Raw genomic sequence first — 2,097 nt, 5'->3', positions numbered from 1 at the left:
CGGCCGGCACCCCTACGGGTACACCGGTTTTGCCCTCGACCTCACCGGCCTCCTGCACACCGACGGCACCACCGCCAATGTCATCGCCGTCAAGGTGCAGAACCAGCTGCCCAGCAGCCGCTGGTACTCCGGCAGCGGAATCTACCGCAAGGCCCGCCTGGTCGTCACCGATCCGGTGCATGTCCGCCGCTGGGGCACCCAGGTGACGACACCCGGCCTCGCCGATACGCTGCGCGCCGGACACGCCGTCGTACAGGCGCGGACGAGCGTCGCCGACGAGTCCGGTACGCACAGGACGATCACGGTCCGCACCACGGTCGTCGACCCCGGCGGCAGGGACATCGCGCACGCGAGTTCCGACATCACCCCGGGCACGGAGCCTGCGTCAGTCACCCAGGAGATCAAGGTCGAGCGGCCGAAGCTGTGGTCGTTCCGCACTCCGGAGCTCTACACCCTCAGGACGGAGCTCCGGGNNTCAGCGAGGACGCCATCGAGCGCCAGATGACGATCATGAAGAGCATGGGCGTCAACGCCTTCCGTACGTCGCACAATCCGCCCTCCCCGGAGATGATCTCCGTGTGCGAGCGGCTGGGCATCGTGATGATGGTGGAGGCATTCGACTGCTGGCGGCGGGGCAAGAACACCTACGACTACGGCCGTTTTTTCGACGCGTACTCCGATGCCGACATCGCCGAGATGGTGGGCGCGGCCCGCAACTCCCCCGCCGTCATCATGTGGTCCATCGGCAACGAGATCCCCGACTCGACCTCCACCGCGGGGCTCGCCATGGCGCAGCGCCTCATCGACGGCATCCGGGCGCTCGACACCACCCGCCCGCTGGTGATCGGCTCCGACAAGTACCGTTCGCTGCCCGCCGTGGGCTCCGCGGCCGACCTGATGCTCGCCGAACTCGACGGCCTGGGCCTCAACTACAACACCGCCGCCTCGGTCGACGCCCTGCACGCCCGCTATCCGCACCTGTTCCTGTTCGAGTCCGAGTCGTCGTCGGAGACGTCCACCCGTGGGTCGTACCAGGAACCGGAGCACCTCAACACGGGCGAGAATCACACCCCTGGCAGACGCGAGGTCTCCAGTTACGACAACAACCTCGCCTCCTGGACGATGAGCGGCGAGTACGGCCTGAAGAAGGACCGGGACCGGAAGTTCTTCGCCGGACAGTTCCTCTGGTCGGGCATCGACTACATCGGCGAGCCGACGCCGTACGACGTGTTCCCCGTGAAGGCCTCGTTCTTCGGCGCTGTGGACACCGCCGGTTTCCCCAAGGACATGTACCACCTGTTCCGCAGCCAGTGGACGAGCGCGCCGATGGTGCATCTGCTGCCCATGGACTGGACGGATCACCGGGCGGGCGAGGACGTCGAGGTGTGGGCGTACTCCAACGCCGAAGAGGTCGAACTCTTCCTGAACGGGGCCTCGCTGGGCGTGCGGTCCTTCGATACGAAGAAGACCGCCGACGGCCGCACGTACCTGGAGACGACCGAGCCGAGCGGGGACGACAAGACCGTCACCACCGGCCCCTACCCCGGCAGTTACACCAGCCCGACCGGCAGCGCGGGCAAGCTCCATCTCTCCTGGACCGTGCCGTTCGCCCCGGGCGTGCTGAAGGCGGTGGCCCGGGGCGGTGACGGCAAGACGGTCGCCACCGACGTCCTGCGCACGGCGGGCGCGCCTCACACCCTCCGCCTCACCCCGGACCGCAACTCCCTCTCAGCTGACGGACGTTCGCTCTGCTTCGTGACCGCGGAGGTCGTGGACACCCGCGGTGTCGTCGTCCCCGGCGCNNAGGACCGCCTTCCACGGAAGGGCCCTGGCCGTCGTACGGTCGGGAACCAAGGCCGGGCCCGTCACCGTGACGGCCCGCTCGGCAGGACTCCGTACGACCGCGGTCACCGTCCACGCCACCCACGCACCGACGGTGTCGGCCACCCCCGCACCGCGCGTCGCCCCCGATCCGGGCCCGGCCGCCCCGCCCTCCGCCTCCGCCGATGCGAGCTACTCGGGGGCGCCGGACACGCTCCCCGCCGCGATGCTCGACGGCGATCCGGCCACCGGCTGGTCCAACGCCTTCCACAAGTC

The 2,097-nt window shown here is 69.1% G+C and carries 1 pseudogene; it reads left to right on the top strand.

Features of this window, described 5'->3' with window-relative positions:
* Window positions 1-2,097: pseudogene (locus tag J0695_RS37480) on the top strand (glycoside hydrolase family 2 TIM barrel-domain containing protein); the annotation flags it as partial.

The sequence above is a fragment of the Streptomyces beijiangensis genome, assembly GCF_017315755.1.
Taxonomy (GTDB): domain Bacteria; phylum Actinomycetota; class Actinomycetes; order Streptomycetales; family Streptomycetaceae; genus Streptomyces; species Streptomyces beijiangensis.
Note: the sequence above shows the minus strand (reverse complement) of the source record. Positions and strands in the feature narration are given on the sequence as shown.